Below are 22,235 nucleotides of genomic sequence, written 5' to 3' on the forward strand. Positions count from 1 at the left end.
ACAAATTAATGTTAGATATTTCAAGTAAAATAGGTCTTATGAACCGGTTCTAAGGTTTTGTTTGCGCTTTTTTTCATTATTTTTCTTGTATATCCATGAAAATTTCATAGTGATACATATCATTTATTTGTCGTTTTTCACGTTTAAGATTCACTAAAGGTTCGTCCTCTACCATGGTTACATAAGCCTCAGTTGCTTAACAGAAACCCAAGAAGGAGGATTCATCATTTGAATATTTTATTACGAAAAGTTGCAGTAACGGCATTGTCCGTGACGATGGTAACGACATCTTTTGGCCTGATTGCAAGTCCGAATGCGGCATTTGCCGCAGAGAGCACAGCGACAACCACGAGTGCAGGCGTGACGCAAGCTTATGAATCGTTGTTCCAGACGGATAACGTCATTGATGTGAATGTAACGATTGATGATGCAGACTGGAAGAGCATGCTCGAAAGCCCGCTGGATAAGGATTATAAGAGTGTTAGTGTGGAAGTGGACGGCAACAAGCTGGACAACGTCGGTTTCTCAACCAAGGGGAACCTTACCTTGAAAGCTGTAGCTTCGATGGAGGATTCGGACCGTTACAGCTTCAGACTGAAGTTTGATAAATACGACAAAACGCAAACGCTGCTTGGACTGGACAAAATGGTACTGAACAACAACTACGCCGATCCATCGTATATGCGTGAGGTACTTCATTACGAAGCACTTCGTAGCATCGGCATGGATGCACCGATGACGAACTATGTTAATTTGTACGTTAATGGCGAGCTTGTTGGTTTCTATACCGGTGTTGAAGCGGTGGATGACAGCTATCTGGAGCGCAACTACGGTGAGGATTACGAAGAAGGCGTCCTCTATGATACGGATGAGAAGAGTTATCTTCAATATGAAGAGGGCAGCGACTACAGTACAATTACCAAAGACTTGGGTACGGATAAGGACAAAGCCAAACTCAAAACCTTCATCCAAACGCTGAACGAGATGCCAGAAGGTGAAAAAGGCGATATCGAGAGTGTGCTGGACGTGGATTCGGCGCTTCAATATATTGCAGGCAACATGGTTTTCGGTAACTATGACAGCTATAACGGCGACAAAGGGCACAACTACATGCTCTACAGTGATGCCGATGGCAAATTCACAGTTGTTCCTTGGGACTTCAACATGTCGTTCAACGGGTACTCGGGTGGAGGCGGACGTGGCACAACCGGATCAACCACGACCAACACCAATGCAACGAACGTATCTGTGGACGAGCCTGTACTGGGCATTAGCATGGAAAATGTACCGATGATTAACAATCTGCTTGCTGTGCCAGAATATAAGGAAAAATATTTGAGCTACGTCAATGAACTGACGGACTATATGGAAGGCATTCAGGATCGTATCACTGGCCTTGCCGATGAAATTCGTCCTTATGTGGAAGCAGATCCAACGAAATTTTATACGACAGAACAGTTCGAATCCAACATCGCTTATTCTGCAAACGCAGACGCAGCAGGTGGTATGGGCGGTACACCACCAGAAGGATTCGAAGGTATGACCCCACCCGAAGGCATGGAAGGCATGACGCCGCCTGAAGGTTTCGAAGGAATGACACCTCCGGATGGAACAACACCTCCGACTCAGCCGGGTGCCGCAACTGGAAACGGTACAACAGATGCAACAACGGGTACAGACAATACGCAGACACGCCCTGGCGGTAACTTTGGCGGCGGTGGAGGCGGAGGCATGGGCTCCATGGCTGCCGGATCACTGACGACATTTGCACTGAACCGTCTAGCGAATCTGCAAGAGCAACTCGGACGTGAAGTGACACCTTTGCCTGAGACTTCGGAAGAGACAGGTTCAAATACTTCATCCGGAGCAACGGACAAAACCATTACCGTAACACTCGATGGTAAATCGATTACATTCCCGGATCAGGACCCGATACAGCAAAGTGGGCGAGTAATGGTACCTGTGAATGCAATCCTCGAAGCACTGGGGGCAGAAGTGACTTGGGACAAAACGGCGAAGACGGTAACGGCTGTTCTGAATGACCAGACCCTTGTGCTCAAGATCGGAAGCAGCACCGCAACCGTAAATGGGGAGACACTCGAAATTGATGCACCAGCGATTATTGAAAACAGTCGCACACTCGTGCCTGTACGCTTCATCTCAGAAGGACTGGGATTGACTGTGGATTGGGATCAAACCGCTGCACAAGTAAGCCTTACATCCAAATAGTGAATCATGATTGTAAAGATTATTGTTTTAGTCTTTGATCTTAAAAATGAGTCACATTTTCTTCCGTAAAACAGGAGAAGATGTGACTCTTTATTGATTGCATTAATATTCCAGTACATATTGTTATCTGAACTTTGAGCGTTTTTTTGCATTTTTCCACTCTACTAAGTTCCATTCCTCAGGGTATTCTTACACATTTACGGAGAATACGTAAAAGATTAGATTTCAGCAGGCTATTTTTGTGATAAAAGTCACTGAAACATTATAAATATTGTGAACACTCCTACCGATAAGACTATAGTGATATTCGAAACAGAATCGAAATTGGCTTGAATATCCCCACAATTACATAGGGAAAAGGGTGGCTCACACACATGCGAAGCATGAGCATCGGTACCAAAATTAGTTTGATCGTTATCAGTATATTTATCGTCTTCTCCTCAGCCGTGGCGGTAAGTGTAATCATGGAGATGAGACAGGGGATTACGACATTTGCTACAGAGAAAGCGAAGCGTGATTTGGAGATGGCGAATCATATCATTACATATAAGCATCCAGGAGATTGGGCCATTAAGGACGGACAATTATTCAAAGGAGATACCGCGCTGGAAGGCAACTTTGAACTTGTAGATGAGATTGGAGAAGCATCCGGGGACACGGTGACGATCTTCCGAGGTGACGAACGTGTTGCTACGAATGTTATGGTGGACGGGGAGCGCGCTGTCGGCACGAAGGTATCGGCAGAGGTCGCCCAGACCGTTTTGCAGCAAGGGGAAAAATACTTCGGTGAAGCCGTGGTTGTGGGTCAGAAATATCAGACGGCCTATGAACCAATCAAGAACGCGTCCGGAGAGATTATCGGGATTTTCTATGTAGGGGCTTCTCAATCGTTAATTGATGTGATTATCTCCTCGTTCCTCAAGACGTTCCTGATCGTATTCCTGCTTGCGATGTTGGTCGCTATTACCCTGATCCTGTTGTACGTTCGCAGGGTAAGAGTAAGAATCGAACGGGTATCCGTGGCGATTAAACGTGCGGGGACGGGCGATTTTACACAGCCGGTTGTGGATGACGTCCAAGACGAGATTGGCATGCTGGGCACAGGATACAATGAGATGAGAAGCAATCTGCAGGTTATCATTCAGGGTGGACTTCAGGCTGCGGAGAAAGCAGAGCATTCGACTGGGCTGCTACTGAAGATTGCGGATCAAACGTCCAAAGAATCGGCGCAGATTGCATCTTCCGTTGAACAAGTGGCACAGGGAGCCGAGAGTCAGACAATTAGTACGGAAGAAAATCTGCAGGCGATGGAAGAAGTGGCGATAGGCGTACAACGTATGGCAGACAAGGCCTCCAGTATCTCGGAATCTGCATTGTATTCACGGAGGCAGGCAGAAACCGGAGGAGAAGCGGTGCAACTGACCGTTCAGCAGATGTCTACGATCGAAACCTCCGTTACCACAACGGATGAAGTCATTCGTATGCTGGAAGGGAAGTCGGCCCAGATTAGCCAGATGGTTACCACCATTCATGAGATCGCGAATCAAACGAATCTGCTTGCCCTCAATGCATCCATTGAAGCGGCAAGAGCCGGGGAGCATGGCAGAGGATTTGCTGTAGTATCTACTGAGGTGCGTAAGCTGGCTGAACAAGCTGGAGACTCTTCCGATCGTATTGAAGAACTGGTTCAAGCCATGGAACAAGATATGAAGCAATCGCTATCGGCCATGTCGAGAGTGAAGGACGAAGTGCAGGAAGGACTACGCTTGACCCGTGAAACGGAACAAAACTTCAGTCTGATCCGGGATACGAACCTGCGTATTGCTACAGAGATTGAGGACATGGCTGCGACGAGTGAAGAGATGTCCGCAGGCGTGGAGCAGATTGTGGCTTCTGTCCATGAGATCGCTCGCCATGCGCAGACGGCTAGTACCAATTCACAACAGGCAGCGGGTTCTGTCCATGAACAGCTCAAGTCGGTAGAACAGATCAAGGCATCTGCGGCTATTTTATCTGATGTGTCCACAGAGCTGCAGACCTCACTTAGTCCGTTTAAAATTTAATATCTGTTACAATAGGGAAAAGGAGGGACTTCATATGGCCCCTGATAAAACAAAACTTTTCCCGAACGAGAATATCCGTACGGTATGTTACATTCAAAACCTGCCGCCGCGTTCCAACGTGGACATCGGTGATTATACGTATTATAGCGATAACACCAATCCGCCAGAGCAGTTCTATGACCGGATACAGCATCATTATGACTTTATTGGTGATCGCCTGGTGATCGGCAATTTCTGTGCAATTGCGGAAGGTGTGACATTCATTATGAATGGCGCGAATCATCGGATGGAGGGCATGACGACGTATCCGTTCAACATTTTTGGTGGCGGATGGGAGCGCGTGACACCTACACTGGAGCAGCTTCCATATAAGGGGGATACGGTACTGGGGAACGATGTCTGGCTCGGACAACATGTGACGATCATGCCTGGTGTCACGATCGGAGACGGTGCGATTGTTGCCTCGAATTCAACCGTTGTGAAGGACATTGAACCTTATACGATTGTTGGTGGTAATCCAGCCAAGACTATCAAAAAGCGTTTTAATGAAGAAACGATTGCACTGCTGCTGGAATTGAAGTGGTGGAATCAGGATGACGAGTGGCTGGATACTCATCTGGAACGTCTTGTCTCTACATATGATCCCCAGACATTGCGCGAACTTCTGAACAGTAAGTAGGATAGGTGTGAAAAAGAAGATAAGAAAATGGCTGGTTCCTGACGGAGCCACTTTTCAAGCAAATCAGGCCCTGGACCGTTTTGAGCGGATCAGGGCCTTCTGTTGTCCAAGATGAAATGTTAGTTTAGCGGGTGGGTGGTCGTAGGGTACAATCAGACTTTGTTGATGGGGGCTTCAAATGAGTGTGATTTTCTGCATGATCCGTGTTCGTCTGTTTGCCTGAATAAAAGTTAATGATATCATCAACGGTAGTAAACACGACATTTAAATCCATATTATCATTGTGTGTTTGAATAAAAACCTCTTTTCAATGGGTTGTTGCGTTGTTTAATTTAAAGCTTCTTTCATGCTTAAGCCTGCTGTGAATACAGGAACTTTACCTGCAGGTAGTTGAATTTCTTTGCCTGTTTTCCGGCTTCTTCCCGTTCTTGCCTCACGCTTTTGCACTTCAAATTTCCCGAATCCAACCAGTTGAACTTCTTTACCTTCTTTGAGAGCTTCGAGAATCGAGTCCAGTACAACGGTTACAGCTTTTTCAGCATTCTTCTTGGAGAAACCGCCAGCCTTAGCAACTTCTGTGATCAATTGTTCTTTATCCATGGGGAATACCTCGCTTTCATTCTTGGGATGTGAAATCTTTTCTTTAACTGCGCAACATATGTGTAAATAAAAAGCTGCCTTATTAATAAGGCAGCTTTCATATAATTAAAGTTTAGTAACGTTCTCAGCTTGTGGTCCACGGTTACCTTGAGTTACTTCAAATTGAACGCGTTGACCTTCGTCCAAAGATTTGTAACCTTCACCTTGAATTGCACTGAAATGAACGAATACGTCTGTTCCTTCTTCAGTTTCGATAAAGCCGAATCCTTTATCCGCGTTGAACCATTTAACTGTACCTGTTTGCATGTGATTCCTCCAAAAAATAAGTTTTTAGCCGATCATTATGACGAGTATAAATTAAAATTGACACTCACCTGGTGCATTTAAACCACAGACTTGATGTCCGCTAATGTATCGATTAATATGATAATACCATGTCCGCTAATATAAGTCAAGATTTGGAGGTATTTTCTAATGAATCAGTCATCAGGGATTTCGGTGCAGCGGGAACCGACGATAGAGGAATTCGTACATATGCTTGCCAATGAGGGAGATTTGCATCCCAAAACCGTGAAGGAATACGCAAGTGATCTGAAACACTTTATCGAATGGTACAAGGAAAGCACCATGCTCGGCGAAGAATTCGCACTGCGAATTGAAGATGTGGATACACCCACCTTAGTCAATTATCGTGAAGATGCACACAAAGTTATGCTATTGAAGCCGGCCACCATTAACCGGAGATTAATTACGCTGAAGCGTTTTTTCAAATGGGCTGTCTTGGAATCCAGGCTCAGTCATGATCCTTCCAAAGCATTGAAATTCATTCCGGAAGACAAAGTCAGCCCACGCCGAATGACAGTCGAAGAAGAACAAGCGTTCATTACGGCAGTGGAGTATGGGAACTCCCTTCGTGATCAGACCATACTGACCCTTATGTTTCATACAGGATTGCGTACGATGGAGGTATGCAACCTCACGCCTCAGGATATAGAGCTTGGTAGACGAAGTGGTCACCTGACAGTAAGAGCCGACAAGCGCAACGGGCAGCGAAAGATTCCTTTGAATATGCAGTGTGTCGTCATATTGAATCAGTATTTAGCCGGTCTGGCTACCGATAGTTCTTACCTTTTTCCTTCAGAGAAGACAAATGATCGTTTAACAGAGAGAGCACTGCGCCATTTGATCAAAAAAGTGATGATTGCAGCAGGGCTGGAAGGACTGAGTTCACACGACCTGCGTCATCGTTTTGGCTACGCCATGGCAGAGCATACACCGCTGCACCGTTTGGCGGAAATGATGGGACACACCAATCCCGATACGACAATGATTTATGTTAAAGCATTAAGTACAGATCATCGTTGAAACTAGAATGAAGGATTGAAATTATAGTTAGAATCAAAACTCCTCTTATTTAGAAGTACTTCGAAATTTTCCGTGTTTGTATTACTTTAACCTACCCTTAGCATTCATATACTATCCTTAACCTGTTATATAGGAGACTGCCCGTCAGGGTTGCCTCACCTCTAATGAAGAAAGCGATTACATATTCCGTGTAATATTGTATATTATGATGGCAACCTCGAGACGTATCATCAGGATACGCTTTGTATTTTTGCATAATCCCGTGAGCAATAGAAACCAAATGTTACACAATGCTACATATTATTAATTGCTGGGGCATAAGGCCCGTCATAAAAGGGAGGAATCCGATCGTGTACCGGGTACTGCTGGTGGATGATGAAGAAGATGTGCGCGAAGGATTGGTTGTAGAGGTCGATTGGGAAGCGCTCGATCTGCGGATAGTTGGTTTGGCGGAGAATGGGCGGGAAGCATTGGAGATGGCGGAACGGGTAGAGCCGGATATTGTGGTGACCGATATCAGCATGCCGTTCATGAATGGTCTGGAACTCGCGCAAAGATTGAGGAAACGCAATCCACTTGTGAAGGTGGTCATTTTGACTGGATATGATGAATTTGATTATGCCCGGCAAGCGATCTCCCTTAGTGTGGATGAATATCTGCTGAAGCCGTTCTCGGCAGGGCATCTCACCGAATTGCTTACAAGACTGCGCGCCCAGATGGCGGCTGAAGTTGCTGAGCGTGAAGATGTACAGCAACTGCGTGAGCACTATCACACCAGCTTGCCTTTACTACAGGCAGATCTGATGGCGACCTTGCTCCATCGGCAGAAATCCTCGACATATATTCATAGTAAAGCCAAACAATGCGGATTGGATCTGACAGGAGAACGCTATGGGGTGTCTGTATTGACACTGCACATGGATGGAGATGTACAGAAAGAGAAGCCGGAGGGAGTATTCAATGAGCCTCCACAGCGACATAACCAAGCATCATCTGAGGAAGCGGGTCAGTCTGAGATATTCGTTTCCGGAGGCTCATTACGTCAATCTGAAGACGCTGAACTGAAACGGTTTGCTGCACTTAACATTGCGGCAGAAGTATGGGCTGAGCATGGGGCTGGTCATGCGTTTATGCATCAGGAGACGGTTGTCCTGCTCTATGTGGATCGCTGGGGTGGTACAGATGGAGCTAAGCGGCAACAGAAGGCATTGGAAAATGTGATGCGCAGCATCAACCACTACTTGCGTATCCCGGCGACGGTGGGATCTGGCCAGATTGTGGATACACTTGCCGATGTGAATCAAGCCTATGAAGATGCCCTGCTGGCACTGGATTATCGGCTTGTGCCCGGGACGGATTCAATTATATATATTGCAGATGTGGAGCGGCAGACGGCGGGCAAGTTACGTTTTGACGAGTTGAAGCAGCAGACGTTGACACGTTGCCTGAAGGCGGGGATGCAGGCGGAGCTGGAGGAGACACTTGCGATCATTTTCCGGGAAATTACAGTGGAACACGGGCGAAGTGATATTCAGCTCTATCTAATAGAAGTGTTAACGACGGTGTGGAAGGCAGCGCAGGCATCGGGAGAAGCAATGGAAGACATCTTCGGTGCAGGGTTCCAGTTGTATGCGGATTTGTTCCGACTGCCGGGACTTACTGAGGCGCAGATAAAGGTGCGAGAGGTCTGTCTGCTCGTACAACAGCGCATTGCCAGCGGACGCCAGCATGTATACAAAGATATTGTCGAGCAGGCATTAGTTTTCACGAAAGAGCATTATGCTGACCCGGACCTGTCCATTCAGAAGGTATGCGGACATTTGCATATCAGCTCCGGTTATTTTTGTGGCATTTTCAAAAAAGAAGTACAACTTACCTTCCTGCAATACCTGATGCAGATCCGAATGGAGGCAGCGCGTGAACTGCTTCGCTCGACAGAGCTGAAGTCGTTTCAGATTGCGGAGCAGGTTGGCTTTGCCGAACCGAATTACTTCAGCTTTTGCTTCAAAAAACATATTGGCGTCTCGCCCAAAGAATATCGTAAACAGGCTTCCCAGGCAGCAAGTGAAGGTTCAATCCGATGAAGTTTTTGTCCAGATGGGTGAAGTTCTTGGGACTTCAATTGCGCTCTCGTCTGCGTTCCTCCAGGGTCAGCAGTATCCGGTTTATTATTACGTGGTCCTTCTCCGTCTTCATCGTCTTGGTGCTGACCATCATGGCGATGCTCCTGCACGACAAATTCACGCAGGCTGCCGAGCGAAGTGCAGAACTGACGACGAGACAGATTGTGGATCAGGTCAGTTATAACCTGGAGGATTACGTCCGCAGTATGTCGCATCTGTACCGTGCCATTGAGGAACACATGCTGCGTGACGGGACATGGGAAGGGGAACAGGTGGACAAACAGCTCGACACACTGCTCAGCAGTCGTGAGGATATCATCTCGATAACTCTGCTTGATTCCAAGGGGCAATTGCTGAAGAACAGACCTACAGCCGAATTAAAAACCAGTGCCCATGTGACACAGCAAGGGTGGTTTCAGTCTGCGCTCCGCGTACCAGATCACCTGAGTTTCTCCTTACCTCATATTCAGAACATGTACACAGGCCCATACAAATGGGTCGTTTCTATGAGCAAAGGCATAACGATACGGCAAAATGGTCAGGATCGGCAGGTTATCCTGCTGGTGGATATCAACTTTAAACAGATGGATGAACTGAGCCGCCGGGTCAGTCTGGGGCAACGGGGATACGTCTATATCATCGATGAGAGTGCGGGCAATATTGTGTACCATCCACAGCAGCAATTGATGTATATGGGGCTCAAAAGCGAGAATATCGAACAGGCTTTGGTGGCTTCCGGCAGTTATGAAGATGAGGCAGATGGGCAGAAAAGGCTGAATACCGTAAAGTCGGTCGCCAATATCGGGTGGAAAATCGTTGGTGTCGCCTATTTGGATGAGATTATGACCACGCGCCAGGAAGTGAACGGATATCTCATCCGTGTACTTGTCATTGTACTGGTACTGGTCATTCTCGTATCCCTGTTTCTCTCTTCCAGTCTGACTCGCCCGATCCGGCGAATGGAACGTAAGATGAAGGCCGTGGAGCGCGGGGACTTCAACGTGGAGTTGCCTATTGAAGGGCCGCTGGAGGTGGAACGTCTATCTCGTCGCTTTAATCTGATGGTCAATAAAATCCGAACCCTGATGGATGAGATCATCCATGAACAGGAACAGAAGCGACGTCTGGAGCTGGAGGCTTTACAGGCTCAGATTAATCCGCACTTTCTATATAACACGCTGAATTCTGTGGTGCGCATGGTAGGCATGAGCCGCAATGAGGAAGTGATTACGATGATCACATCTCTCTCTCGCCTGTTTCGCATCAGTCTCAGTCAAGGTAAAACGATTATCACGATCAGGGAAGAGCTGGAGCATGCGCAGCATTATTTGACGATTCAACAGATGAGGTTCAAGCGCAAATTCAACTTTACGATTAAAGCCGATGATGCGCTTCTGGATTGCCTGACATTGAAGCTGGTGCTGCAACCCCTGATTGAGAACGCCATTGTTCACGGCATCGAGTACCATATGGACGAGGGATGTATTGAGATCGATGTCTATCGTGAGGACAACAAGTTGGTGTTTCGCATTACAGATAATGGGGTCGGTATGACGGAAGAACAGATGTCAGGGTTATTAAGTGGCAGTCCGGTTGTGAAAAGCGGTGCAGGATCAGGCGTAGCGGTACGCAACGTACATGATCGAATTCGTCTTTATTACGGGGAGGCGTACGGCCTTGAATTTGCAAGTGAGCTGGAGGAAGGCACCACGGTCTGGATGCGGATCCCCATTCAATCGCAGCAGAAGGAGGACGAGCCTGATGACGGACAACCAAGTTAATAGGAATGATATCCATAGCGTTGAAGGATTGAACATCCGTGCATTTTTGAAAAAGGTTGGTGCGAGCTTCCCTGGAATTTGGAAACGTCGATGGTTAACTCTGACAGCCGCAAACTGCTGTCTTCTACTATGCGCTGCCTGTGGCCTATCGAGTCCCGATGCTACACTAGTACCACCACGTATCGCGCTGATTACGCCAGCTGGAACAGGGGAACTTGCGGAAGCGATCCGGCTTGGTGCCGAAGCGGCTGCCAAAGAGAATGGGGCGGAACTGATGACCGTGGAGGCATACCCTTCCGATGGTAATATGTACACGCCTGCCATTCCGGACTCCGTGGGTAGTCAGTTACAGGTTAAGCAGGCCAATGCGGGCCGTGGAACGTTGTCTCGCAGTGTGCGGGAGCAGGCTCAGGTGGAAGCCGCGGCATTGGCTCTGAAGCAGGGCGCTTCAGCTCTATTAGTCGATCCCCTAAGTGAGAAGGCGCTTAGCGACATTGTTCAGGAGGCGCAGGCAATGAATTCAGATGGAGCCATCGTTCCAGTCATTGTGCTTAACGATGAATTTCCCGTGAAAGGTATCACCAGCGTCATCTCCATGGATAATGTGGAGGCTGGACGGCAGGCAGGGCAGGCTATGGCGGAGCTTCTGGAAGGAAAAGGACATGTAGCCTTATTGGGCCCGGACCCTCTTAATTCTGGTCTGATTCAGAGAGAGCAGGGGGTTATGGAAGCCTTGGTTCAGTATCCTAATATTCAAGTGGAACCCAAATCGATATGTAATACCCGGGATGGATGTTGGCAGACTGCGAAGCAATTGCTGGATCAGCAGAAGTTGGATGGCTTCATTACTCTTCAGGAACCGGCTTCTCTGGGAGCAGCCGATGAACTGAATCGACGCAAATCGGCGGACAAGGTAAGGATTGTTGGATTCGGCAGTGAACAACAGCAACTGGAGCAATTGCAAGAAGGGGTCTTTGATCATCTTATCGTCCAGAATGGATATAGTGCAGGTTATCTGGGATTGAATCAAGCCGTTGCACGGCTGAACAATCAACAGGTACAGGCGAGAGTCCTACTTGAGACGAAGCTGGTTAGCACCGACAATATGTTCTGGATGGATAACCAGAAGCTGCTGTTTCCTTTTGTACAATGAACGAGTGCCGGAACGAATTGCTGAATGATGAAATTAATCCATTTTTTTAACTTGAGGAAGATTTCGATAAAACAGGTGAAGATATTGTATTCGAATTCAATGTAAACCCTTTCATAATAAAGACATCGGTAAAGCCGAATGAACTTGGGGGAGGTCATTAGGATATGAAGAAAACGTGGATGACACTGTTAATTACGGCATGTATGGTTGTGGCGGCGGGTTGTAGTAGCGGTGGAGACAGTGCAGGTGGAAGCACGGGAACGGATACAGGAGGCCAGACAGCAGCTGGGACGGAAACGCCCAAGATTGGTGTGGCTATCTACAAATTCGATGATACGTTCATGACGGGTGTACGTAATGCAATGACCGCAGCAGCGGAAGGCATTGCGACCCTCGATATTGTGGATAGCCAGAATGCACAGCCTACACAGAACGAGAAAGTCGATCTGTTTGTATCCAAGAAATATAATGCAATGGCTGTGAATCCGGTAGACCGCACGGCGGCAGGCGTCATCATTGACAAGTCCAAGGCAGCGAACATTCCGGTGGTGTTCCTCAACCGTGAGCCGGTGGCGGAAGATATGAACAAGTGGGATAAAGTGTACTACGTAGGAGCAAAAGCGGAGGAGTCGGGTACGATCTCTGGACAGCTGATTGTAGATTACTGGAAAGCACATCCGGAAGCGGACAAAAACGGGGATGGCAAACTGCAATACGTCATGTTGAAAGGGGAACCGGGTCACCAGGATGCAGAACTTCGGACCAAATATTCGGTTCAGGCGATCCAGGATGCCGGTATCGAAGTGGAAGCACTGGCGGAAGACACGGCAATGTGGGACCGCGTGAAGGGGCAGGAGAAAATGCAGGCGTTCCTGGCCTCCCATGGCGACAAGATTGAAGCGGTGCTCGCGAACAATGATGACATGGCGCTTGGAGCCATTGAGGCATTGAAAGCAGCTGGATACTTCAAGGATGGCAAATCCATGCCAGTGGTAGGTGTGGATGCAACAGCTCCGGCTATTCAGGCTCTACAGGATGGTACGATGCTCGGTACGGTGCTCAATGATGCCAAGAATCAGGGTGCAGCTACGGTAGCGCTAGCTTCCGTTCTTGCCAAAGGTGAGACACCAACGAAGGAAAATACCAAATACGATATTACAGATGGTAAATACGTCTGGATTGCCTACAAAAAGATTACAAAAGACAACATTGCCGACGCCCAATAACAGCACGAGACAGGGACGTCCGTCATACGGGGAGCGTCCCTTTTTTGCCGGTCATATGGAAGGGAGGAACCAAGATGGAGTCACCATACCTGCTGGAGATGAATGGAGTTTCCAAAGCATTTCCGGGTGTGCAGGCACTAAGTCAGGTCACATTGAAAGTGAAACCGGGGACGGTTCACGCCTTGATGGGAGAGAATGGAGCGGGGAAATCCACACTTATGAAATGTCTATTCGGCATGTATCACCCGGATGAAGGAACGATACGCATCGAAGGAAAGGATGTGGATATTCCGAATTCTAAAGCGGCACTTCAGCAAGGAATATCCATGATTCATCAGGAGCTGAACCCGGTCCCGCATCGTCCGGTGATGGAGAATATTTGGCTGGGTCGTTTTCCGATGAGGGGAATACTGGTGGACGAGAAAAGGATGTATACCGATACACTGGCTCTATTCAAGGACTTGAACCTGGATATTGATCCGAAGGCTCAGGCGGGAACACTATCTGTCTCCAAGATTCAATCCATGGAAATCGCCAAGGCGGTCTCATTTCAATCCAAAGTCATCGTCATGGATGAGCCAACTTCTTCCCTGACAGGCAAGGAAGTGGATCAGCTCTTTGCCATTATTAATGAACTGCGCAGTCGCGGCGTATCCATTATCTATATTTCACACAAGATGGAGGAGATCCTGACGATCTCGGATGAAGTGACGATCATGCGTGATGGCTTCGTTGTCGGGACATGGGATGCTGCTGATTTAACGACCGATCTGATCATTACGCGTATGGTTGGCCGTGATCTGGACGAACGTTTCCCGGAACGGACGAACGTACCCGGTGAAGTGATATTGAAAGCCGAGGGTCTGACATCGAACCAGTCCAAATCATTTCGTGATGTATCCTTCGAGCTGCGAAAAGGTGAAGTGCTCGGCATTGGCGGCCTGGTTGGAGCACAGCGGACAGAACTGATGGAGTCCTTGTTCGGACTGCGCGGACTCGCTTCAGGTACCATCTCCATTCATGGGCGTAAGGTGAAGATTAACTCCCCCGCAGCAGCAAAGCGTCATAACATCGCGTTGCTCACGGAAGAACGAAGGGTCACGGGGATTTTTCCGGTGTTGTCGGTATATGAGAATACGATTATCGCCAGTCTGGGGCGCTACCGAAATCGCGTGGGCTTGCTGGATGAGAAAAAGGGCCGCGAAGAGGCACGGGAACAGACGCAGAAGTTCAGAACCAAAACGCCTTCAGTTAACACGCTGATTCGAAACCTGTCTGGCGGTAATCAGCAGAAAGTTCTGCTGGCTCGCTGGTTGCTGACCGACCCGGAGATCCTTCTGTTGGACGAACCGACACGTGGAATCGATGTAGGGGCCAAATTCGAGATTTACACCATTATTACGGAACTGGCTCGTCAGGGCAAAAGCATTATTATGATTAGCTCAGAGATGCCTGAGCTTCTGGGCATGTCGGATCGCATTATGGTGATGAGCGAAGGGCGTCTCACCGGAATCGTGGACGGAGCCGAGGCAACCGAGCAGGATATTATGAGGCTGGCCGCGCAACAGCGGATGGCTTAGTCAGGAGGAAAACAGATGAACACACAGATGATCAATCAAGTGAAACAATATGTCACACAGCGCGCGATCTTTATCGTATTGATTCTGCTCATCATTGGGATTGCTATTGCCGATCCGAATTTTCTTGCCTTCTCCACACTGCGGGACATCTTACAGCAGTCCTCCACACGGGCCATTATTGCGCTCGGTGCAGCCTTTATCCTCGTCACGGGTGGAGTCGATCTGTCCGCTGGACGGGTGGTTGGACTGACGGCTGTTGTATCGGCATCGATGCTGCAAATTGACGAGTATGCAAACCGCTTCTTCCCTGATCTGCCCCAATTGTGGGTGGGACTGCCGATCCTTGTCGGGATTACCGCAGGTCTGTTCGTGGGATTAGTGAATGGACTCATTGTCGCCAAATTACATGTGCCGCCTTTTATCGCAACGTTGGGTACGATGGTAGCCGTGTATGGACTGAATTCCATTTATTTTGATACGGAACCCAACCAGTCGCAACCAATCGGAGGATTGAGACCCGATTTTACCGTCATTGGCTCCGGCTATATTGATCTGGGCGGGGGTTATTCCATCCCGTATATTGTCCTCATTGCGATTGCGGTGGCGTTAATCTGCTGGGTGATCTTTAACAAAACACGACTAGGCAAAAACATGTATGCCATCGGTGGCAACATTCAGGCAGCACATGTATCCGGAATTCATGTGGCACGTAACCTGGTTGCCCTGTATGCCATTGCGGGTGCATTGTATGGTCTGGGTGGTGTACTTGAAGCGGCTCGGACAGGTGGGGCTACGAACAATTACGGTAACATGTATGAGCTGGATGCAATCGCCGCATGTGTGGTAGGCGGCGTATCAACGGCGGGTGGTATTGGAACAGTGCCTGGAGTTATGGCAGGGGTATTGATCTTCGGGGTCATTAACTATGGTCTGACGTTTATCGGTGTGAGTCCATACTGGCAGCTGATTATCAAAGGATTGATTATTGTTGCTGCGGTGGCTTTTGATATCCGTAAGTATATGGCGAAAAAATAAAAAGGATATGAGATGAATGTGAAAAGGTTACACCGTTGTACTCCGAGTGCAGTACCATCTTCCGATCGCCCTTATCCCCTGATTTTCTTGATTCCCTATATTATAGGGGGAAATCCGATGATAAATGCGAGGGGTATGCTTCCGAAGTAGCTTTCTTTCAGAAAGCTTTTAGCTGCGCTTCTTCAGATTGGTTCTGCACTCTACGTTATGGTGTAAAAATTCCATTCATCTTATATGGATAAAGCAGCAAAGAAGCCAGCCCTCGGGATATAGAGAGCTGGCTTTAATTGTTTAACCATTGACCATCCAATCGATAACGGGGATAACTGGTCCAATAATACATAAGAGCAACATAAATCCGGCGACATTATAAGATACACTTGTGCCAAAATGTGCACGATATTTTTTGGCGATCAAGAAGGTCGGGATCCAGAAGATCGCTGCGATTACAAAGGGGATATGAAGTCCTTGATCTCCGTTACTATAGATAGGCATGTTTATTAAGTTCAACAGGTAATGACTGATCATAAAATTTGCTTTGCCCCATGGAAAATTAAAGGCGAGACCCATCAACAGTACGAGCAGAGAGAGCGTTCCGAGGCCCAGTGGTTTTCGTTGTGTTGTCATGTAGTTTCCTCCATAACCAAGATTTTATCCTAAATTCATCCATTAATGTATTGTAACACAATGATAATCGATGCGTAGAATAATTGTTTCACTTTTGCCTATTACAATTCATGCATATGTCCTATTGCCTTCATAATTTATACATTCATGCGAATTTGACGAGCCTCCACTAATCGACAACATCAGCTAATCATACTCGATATAATACATGTACATAAGTTGTTAGGTGTGATTTTTTATGTCAAAGGGGGCGAGGCTATTTGCTAAGTTACACGATGAAAATGGTGATATTCCCACTAGGCTGTCTGCTTGTCATTCTGTCCTCTTATGTTCTAAGGCTTACCCCTCATCCGGCATTCATGTTGTTAGCGGGGACCTTATTTGTAGCGAGTATTTATGGGGAGAGAAGATATCCTGTGCTGCGGAAGTTTCATTGGGTTTTTCTCGGATTATTCCATTATTTCAGTCAACTGAACTGGTGCAACATGCTGTATTATATGCTCATCATTTCGGTGATTCAGGATAAACAACGCGTAGCACAGACTTTACCAATCTCACTGCTGCTCATGCTGCAATATACGGTGATTCGGCTTTCGTATGTGCCTGTAGATACATATGCTTTGCTGGTTTCGTTATTTGATCTGTTAACCTCGGTTGTAATCATTTTTTTGTATCACACGATGATTAACAGTGAGGCTGAGAAGCGTCGGCTTCGGGAAAAAAACCGGTTTCTGACCCTTCATGATCCGCTTACCGGCTTGTTAAATTATGAAGGCTATATGGAAGTGCTGCATAAGACGGTGGAAGAGCGTCGCTCTTTTCTGCTTGTCCTTTTGAATGTCAATAATTTTAGCGGATTTAAAAAAGATTCAGAAGATTCCTGGTGCTCCGTGATTACGGGTACAGGCGAAATGATTACTAATCAGTTCACCGATGCGTATGGCATATCCCGATATGCTGGAGATCGTTTTGCAGTCGTTTTGCCGGAGGTACAGGACGTGGAAGAACGAATGGCGTCATTACTTTCCGTTCAGCTTCAAGGCCTGCAGGTTAGCTATAGCATCTCTCTATACCCGGAAATGTCGGATACCTTGCAGCACTTTATGACGGTTGCCGAGGACAGGTTACTTCAACAACAGCGCAGCAAATGGCTGAAGAATGAAGAAGAAGTATTCCGTTCCGAAAGGCTAAGAGCGGTAGGGGAACTGGCCGCTGGTATGGCTCACGAAATTCGTAACCCGCTCACCGCGATACGGGGATTCCTGCAGCTGTCACGTGGACAAGCGTACAATATCGCTCCGTGGTATGAAGTGATTATGGGAGAGGTGACGAGGGTAACCGATCTGACGGCTGAATTTTTACAATTTTCCAAACCACATGCCAATCACATGAAACCCGAACAGTTGGGGCATTGTCTTGAACGTGTCATGTCTTTGACCGAGTCAGATGCGGCATCCCGAGGGCATCGAATTACGCTTGAAATGACGAGTGAGCCAATCGTGGTCAACATGGACCGGGATAAAATCGTGCAGGTATTGATCAATCTGATTCGTAACGCTTTTGAAGCGATGGAAGACCCCGGCGAGGTTCATATGGATTTGTTGCAGGACGGGGAAGCAGTACTCGTCTCCATTACTGATACGGGCAGTGGCATTCCGGAAAATTCGCTCTCCACGATCTTTAATCCATTCTATACGACCAAAGAAGAAGGTACGGGACTCGGACTTGCACTCTGCCAGAAAATCGTTCAGGACCACAATGGTAAAATTACCGTCCATAGTGAGATGGGGGTGGGTTCCACTTTCACGCTTCATCTGCCAATGGAGACGTAATTGGTATAACAGGATCAGAAACAGCAACAACCAAATTATTAAACAAAAAACGCCGTATGGGTCCTGGTCCTGGAGAACCCCATACGGCGTTTAGTATTTCGATTAACCTAATGTGTAGAATCCACATCGTATCAGATCAAACTATATTTGGTTGAAATAATCATTTACATGTAACGGAGAGGACAGAAAAAACATGAAAAAGCGGAGCGTTCGCCTTTATCCCCGGATTTTCCCCTTGTGAAATGGGAATCAAAAAATCTGGGGATAACAGCGATTGGAAGGTTATTCTGTCATCGTAGTGTCTGTGTAAATAATCTTTAGTTCGACTTATTTTAGTTGTCCCTGATGTAACTGATAATAGAACCCTTGTTGCTGCATCAACTCATCATGATTTCCCCGTTCAGCAATCTGTCCATCATCAATGACGAGAATCTGATCGGCTTCGCGAATCGTGCTCAACCTGTGGGCGATGACGAAGCTGGTACGGTCTTTCATTAATGTGCGCATCGCTTCCTGGATCTGCATCTCCGTACGCGTATCAATGCTGCTCGTTGCTTCATCCAGAATAAGAATGGCTGGATCAGCCAGAATTGCCCGGGCAATGGTTAACAGCTGTCGTTGTCCCTGACTCAGATTGCTTCCTCCAGAAATGATAGGGGTATCGTAGCCCTGGGACAGTTTGCGGATGAACGAATGTGCATTCGCCAGCTCAGCCGCTTGCCTGATCTGTTCATCCGTTGCGTCCGGCTTGCCGTAGGCGAGATTGTCGCGAATGGTACCTGAGAACAGGTAGGCATCCTGAAGCACAATGCCGAGTTGCCGACGCAATTGATCCTTCTCTAGCTCCGAGATGTCATATCCATCAATGGTAATCCGTCCGCCTGTAATCTCGTAGAAACGGGGTAACAGGTTGATAATGGTCGTTTTACCTGCACCGGTGGGTCCAACGAGTGCAATCATCTCACCCGGTTTTGCGGTAAAGCTGACCTTCTTCAGAATGTCTCGCTCCGCACTGTACCCGAAGGAGACGTCTTCAAATACAACTTTACCTTGAATCTGATCCAGTTGTTTCTTCTGTTCCTCCACGTATTCGCCAGGTGTATCCATGATGTGGAACACGCGCTCAGCACCTGCAATTGCAGCCTGAATCAGATTGTACTGATTGGCCAGATCGTTAAGCGGCCGCTCAATCTGACGGGAGTAAGCGAGAAAGCTGACGATGAGTCCGATGGACGTCAGATCATGATAGGCCATCCATCCACCTACAGAAGCCAAAATGGCAAATCCAATGTTGTTCATCACGTTCATCGTAGGTCCAACCAGACCCGAAACAGTCTGGGCCTGTGTGCTGGATGTGCGAAGTTTCTCGTTCAGGTTTTCAAAATGTTGGTGTGCCTGATCCTGACGGTTATAGGCCGCTACGACTTTTTGTCCAGCAATGGTTTCCTGAGCATACCCGTTAAGCTCACCAAGTAATTTCTGCTGGGCGGTGAAGTGTTTACGTGTTCTCGAAGCGATCAGGCGAGTGGCAATGGTAATCAACGGTACCGTTATCAGACTGAGCAGGGTAAGCCGGACATCGAGTGCAAACATGATCGACAAGGAGCCAACGAGCAGAATGGCACTGGACATCAATTGGGTTACGCTTTGATTCAGCGTTGTGGACACGTTATCGATATCATTGGTGGCGCGGCTCATCAGATCCCCGCTTTGATTTTTATCAAAAAAGCTAACAGGCAGCTCTTGTAGTCGGGAGAACAACGCATGCCGCAGATCCTTGACGGTCAACTGTGACACACCAATCATGACATAGGATTGAGCCCACATCAGGAGTGAGCCAAGGACATAAACACTCAGCAAGAGGAGGCATTCTTTCAGCAAACCAGCTGTTACTTTGGGAACGATGTGTTCGTTAACGGCACGGCCGAGAAGATAAGGTCCTGCCAGATTGAGCAGTGTGCCGAGAGCGGTTAGCACTAATGCAGCAATGACTCCTTTGCGATGACGTCCCATATACGACCATACCCGAATTAGGGCGTGGCGAGCATTTTTGGCTCTGACTTTGGGAACGGGTCCTCTGCCCCCTAATCCGGGTCTTCCGATAGGAGGCACGACGGTTTGTTGAATGGAGGAAGATGCAGGTTTAGCCAAATTGAACATCCTCCTTCCGTTGCTGCGAATAATAGATCGCCTGGTAGTGTGATGAATGAGCCATAAGGTCATCATGTGTGCCACTGGCAACAATCTGTCCTTCATCAATAACGTATATACAGTCTGCATCCTTCACGGAGGAGATCCGCTGTGCAATCAAAAAGGTCGTGCTATCTTTCATCAAAGATTGCAAAGCCTTCTGAATGCTCGCTTCCGTACGCAAATCCACAGCACTGGTGCTATCATCCAGAATCAGCACTTCCGGTCGCATGAGCACGGCGCGTGCAATGGATATCCGTTGTTTCTGTCCACCGGACAGATTGACCCCGCGTTGACCCAGCTCCGTGTCATACCCATCTTTCAGTTTCATAATAAAATCATCCGCAGCCGCAGCTTGTGCCGCAGCACGCAATTCAGCATCCGTTGCACCGGGCCGGCCGAAACAAATGTTATCCCTGATGCTGCCGCTGAACAGGATGGATTCCTGTAGCACAATGGACACACGGCTGCGAAGATCCTGAAGATCCCAGTGACGAACATTCACTCCATTCACGAGCACTTCCCCCTGCGAAGCATCATACAGACGGGGAATCAGCTGCACCAGCGAGGTTTTGCCTGAACCTGTTGAACCAATCAGGGCTACTTTCTCACCCGGGCGAGCCTTCAGGTTAATTCCGGTGAGTGCATGGTCTCCGTCATAACGGAAAGATACGTCTCTGAACTCCACTTGACCGCCTGTGAGCGATGGAAGGGAAGACGGTTGGTGTGAATTCTGATTACGGTTAGCCTGGTGAGACTGTGCATTCCCGGAGTTATCGGTTCCCGATTGAATATCCGGCTCTGTATGTAACACCTCGTTGATCCGCTCAGCAGATACCTTGGCGCGGGAGAAGCTCATCATCATCATGCCGATGGATGTGAGGGACGAGAGTACAACCGTGACATAGTTGATAAAAGCAATCAGATCTCCGGCAGCAATATCGCCTCCCACTACCTGGAAACCTCCGAACCATAGCACCGCTACAATGGTAGCGTTCAGCATCAGGCTGAGCACAGGTGCATTCAGTGTGACAATCCGCCAGGCTTTGACGGCAGTCGTAGTGTAATCTTCGTTGGATTGCTTGAACCGTTTTTTCTCCAGACGCGCACGTGCAAATGCCTTGACGACACGGATGCCAGCGAGATTCTCCTGAAGAACGGCGTTGACCTGATCAAGCTTGCTCTGCACACTGGCGAACAGCGGATAGGAAGCTTTTATCAGGATAAATAAAATAATAAACAGTACCGGTACAGTCGCAATAAGAATGAGTGCCAGCTTCACACTGATCGTAAACGCCATGATGATACTACCGATGATCAGCATCGGCGAACGGATAAACATCCGCAGCAGCATCTGTACAAAGGTCTGCATCTGGGTAATGTCACTCGTCAGACGAGTAATCAGGGATCCTTCCTGAAACGTATCCAGATTACGGTAGGAGAAGGTTTGAATATGGTCAAACAGTTCCTGGCGCAGATCCGTGCCGTACCCCACGGCAGCCTTGCTTGAATAGAGTGTACAGCCTGCGCCGCCGACCCAGCCAATTAATGCAACAAGTAGCATGATCAGACCTGTAGATACGATATGGGACAGGTTACCTGCAAGCACACCATCATCCACGATGCTGGACATCAGCTTGGGCTGGAGCAGGTCCATGGCAACCTCAAGTACCATGAGCAGCGGGGCGAGGATCGCCGCCGACTTATACGGGGTCAAGAATCGTTTTAACGTCCACAATAGGGAATCACCTC

Annotated in this window: 16 protein-coding genes; 11 read left to right on the forward strand and 5 right to left on the reverse strand. The window is 47.9% G+C overall.

The annotated features are described in order from the left end of the window. The first annotated feature begins 228 nt into the window (after window positions 1–228). The 3 genes from NYE45_RS05245 to NYE45_RS05255 all read left to right on the forward strand — a co-directional run bounded on the left by NYE45_RS05245 (window position 229) and on the right by NYE45_RS05255 (window position 4,971). Window positions 229–2,229 carry a CotH kinase family protein gene (locus tag NYE45_RS05245; protein WP_340015902.1) on the forward strand — a complete coding sequence of 667 codons (2,001 nt, stop codon included), beginning with the start codon at window positions 229–231 and terminating at the stop codon, window positions 2,227–2,229. Between the two features lie 383 nt (window positions 2,230–2,612). Beyond that, window positions 2,613–4,292 carry a methyl-accepting chemotaxis protein gene (locus NYE45_RS05250; RefSeq protein ID WP_340015903.1) on the forward strand — a complete coding sequence of 560 codons (1,680 nt, stop codon included), beginning with the start codon at window positions 2,613–2,615 and terminating at the stop codon, window positions 4,290–4,292. A gap of 34 nt (window positions 4,293–4,326) precedes the next feature. Continuing rightward, entirely contained in the window at window positions 4,327–4,971 is a 645-nt protein-coding gene (locus NYE45_RS05255; RefSeq protein ID WP_340015904.1) for a Vat family streptogramin A O-acetyltransferase, read from the forward strand. Window positions 4,972–5,298: 327 nt separating this feature from the next. Here NYE45_RS05255 and NYE45_RS05260 read toward each other — a convergent pair whose 3' ends face one another. After that, complete coding sequence (locus tag NYE45_RS05260) at window positions 5,299–5,571, reverse strand: HU family DNA-binding protein (protein ID WP_036606368.1); 273 nt, start codon at window positions 5,569–5,571, stop codon at window positions 5,299–5,301. Between the two features lie 105 nt (window positions 5,572–5,676). Continuing rightward, complete coding sequence (locus tag NYE45_RS05265) at window positions 5,677–5,877, reverse strand: cold-shock protein (RefSeq protein ID WP_017690333.1); 201 nt, start codon at window positions 5,875–5,877, stop codon at window positions 5,677–5,679. Between the two features lie 168 nt (window positions 5,878–6,045). On the opposite strand from NYE45_RS05265, the gene NYE45_RS05270 reads away from it, so the two are divergent. The 7 genes from NYE45_RS05270 to mglC all read left to right on the forward strand — a co-directional run bounded on the left by NYE45_RS05270 (window position 6,046) and on the right by mglC (window position 15,834). Further along, window positions 6,046–6,936, forward strand: a complete 891-nt coding sequence (locus NYE45_RS05270; protein ID WP_340015905.1) for a tyrosine-type recombinase/integrase — start codon at window positions 6,046–6,048, stop codon at window positions 6,934–6,936. Between the two features lie 350 nt (window positions 6,937–7,286). Then, the gene (locus NYE45_RS05275) at window positions 7,287–9,020 is read left to right on the forward strand and encodes a response regulator (protein WP_340015906.1); all 1,734 of its coding nucleotides are present in this window, start codon (window positions 7,287–7,289) and stop codon (window positions 9,018–9,020) included. Further along, a complete protein-coding gene (locus NYE45_RS05280) occupies window positions 9,017–10,840 on the forward strand; it encodes a sensor histidine kinase (protein ID WP_340015907.1) in 1,824 nt (607 codons plus the stop codon). The genes NYE45_RS05275 and NYE45_RS05280 overlap by 4 nt, the downstream gene beginning before the upstream one ends. Beyond that, a complete protein-coding gene (locus tag NYE45_RS05285; RefSeq protein ID WP_340015908.1) occupies window positions 10,821–11,993 on the forward strand; it encodes a substrate-binding domain-containing protein in 1,173 nt (390 codons plus the stop codon). Before NYE45_RS05280 ends, NYE45_RS05285 begins: the two co-directional genes overlap by 20 nt. A gap of 164 nt (window positions 11,994–12,157) precedes the next feature. Continuing rightward, on the forward strand, window positions 12,158–13,219 hold the full coding sequence (locus tag NYE45_RS05290; protein WP_340015909.1) for a galactose ABC transporter substrate-binding protein: 1,062 nt from the start codon (window positions 12,158–12,160) through the stop codon (window positions 13,217–13,219). Window positions 13,220–13,293: 74 nt separating this feature from the next. After that, window positions 13,294–14,799 (forward strand): sugar ABC transporter ATP-binding protein, encoded by a 1,506-nt coding sequence (locus NYE45_RS05295; RefSeq protein ID WP_340015910.1) that lies wholly within the window; start codon window positions 13,294–13,296, stop codon window positions 14,797–14,799. A gap of 15 nt (window positions 14,800–14,814) precedes the next feature. Continuing rightward, window positions 14,815–15,834 (forward strand): galactose/methyl galactoside ABC transporter permease MglC, encoded by a 1,020-nt coding sequence (mglC, locus tag NYE45_RS05300; protein WP_036606383.1) that lies wholly within the window; start codon window positions 14,815–14,817, stop codon window positions 15,832–15,834. Window positions 15,835–16,125: 291 nt separating this feature from the next. Here mglC and NYE45_RS05305 read toward each other — a convergent pair whose 3' ends face one another. Continuing rightward, the gene (locus NYE45_RS05305; protein WP_340015911.1) at window positions 16,126–16,461 is read right to left on the reverse strand and encodes a hypothetical protein; all 336 of its coding nucleotides are present in this window, start codon (window positions 16,459–16,461) and stop codon (window positions 16,126–16,128) included. A 275-nt stretch (window positions 16,462–16,736) separates the two neighbouring features. On the opposite strand from NYE45_RS05305, the gene NYE45_RS05310 reads away from it, so the two are divergent. Continuing rightward, on the forward strand, window positions 16,737–18,293 hold the full coding sequence (locus NYE45_RS05310; RefSeq protein ID WP_340015912.1) for an ATP-binding protein: 1,557 nt from the start codon (window positions 16,737–16,739) through the stop codon (window positions 18,291–18,293). 327 nt (window positions 18,294–18,620) lie between these two features. Here the strand turns inward: NYE45_RS05310 and NYE45_RS05315 are convergent, their stop codons facing one another. Together NYE45_RS05315 and NYE45_RS05320 are read right to left on the reverse strand one after the other, a co-directional pair. Then, a complete protein-coding gene (locus NYE45_RS05315) occupies window positions 18,621–20,444 on the reverse strand; it encodes an ABC transporter ATP-binding protein (RefSeq protein ID WP_340015913.1) in 1,824 nt (607 codons plus the stop codon). Beyond that, on the reverse strand, window positions 20,437–22,221 hold the full coding sequence (locus NYE45_RS05320) for an ABC transporter ATP-binding protein (protein WP_340015914.1): 1,785 nt from the start codon (window positions 22,219–22,221) through the stop codon (window positions 20,437–20,439). The genes NYE45_RS05315 and NYE45_RS05320 overlap by 8 nt, the downstream gene beginning before the upstream one ends. Window positions 22,222–22,235 lie beyond the last annotated feature (14 nt).

The sequence above is a fragment of the Paenibacillus sp. FSL K6-1318 genome (genome assembly GCF_037976905.1).
Classification (GTDB): domain Bacteria; phylum Bacillota; class Bacilli; order Paenibacillales; family Paenibacillaceae; genus Paenibacillus; species Paenibacillus amylolyticus_A.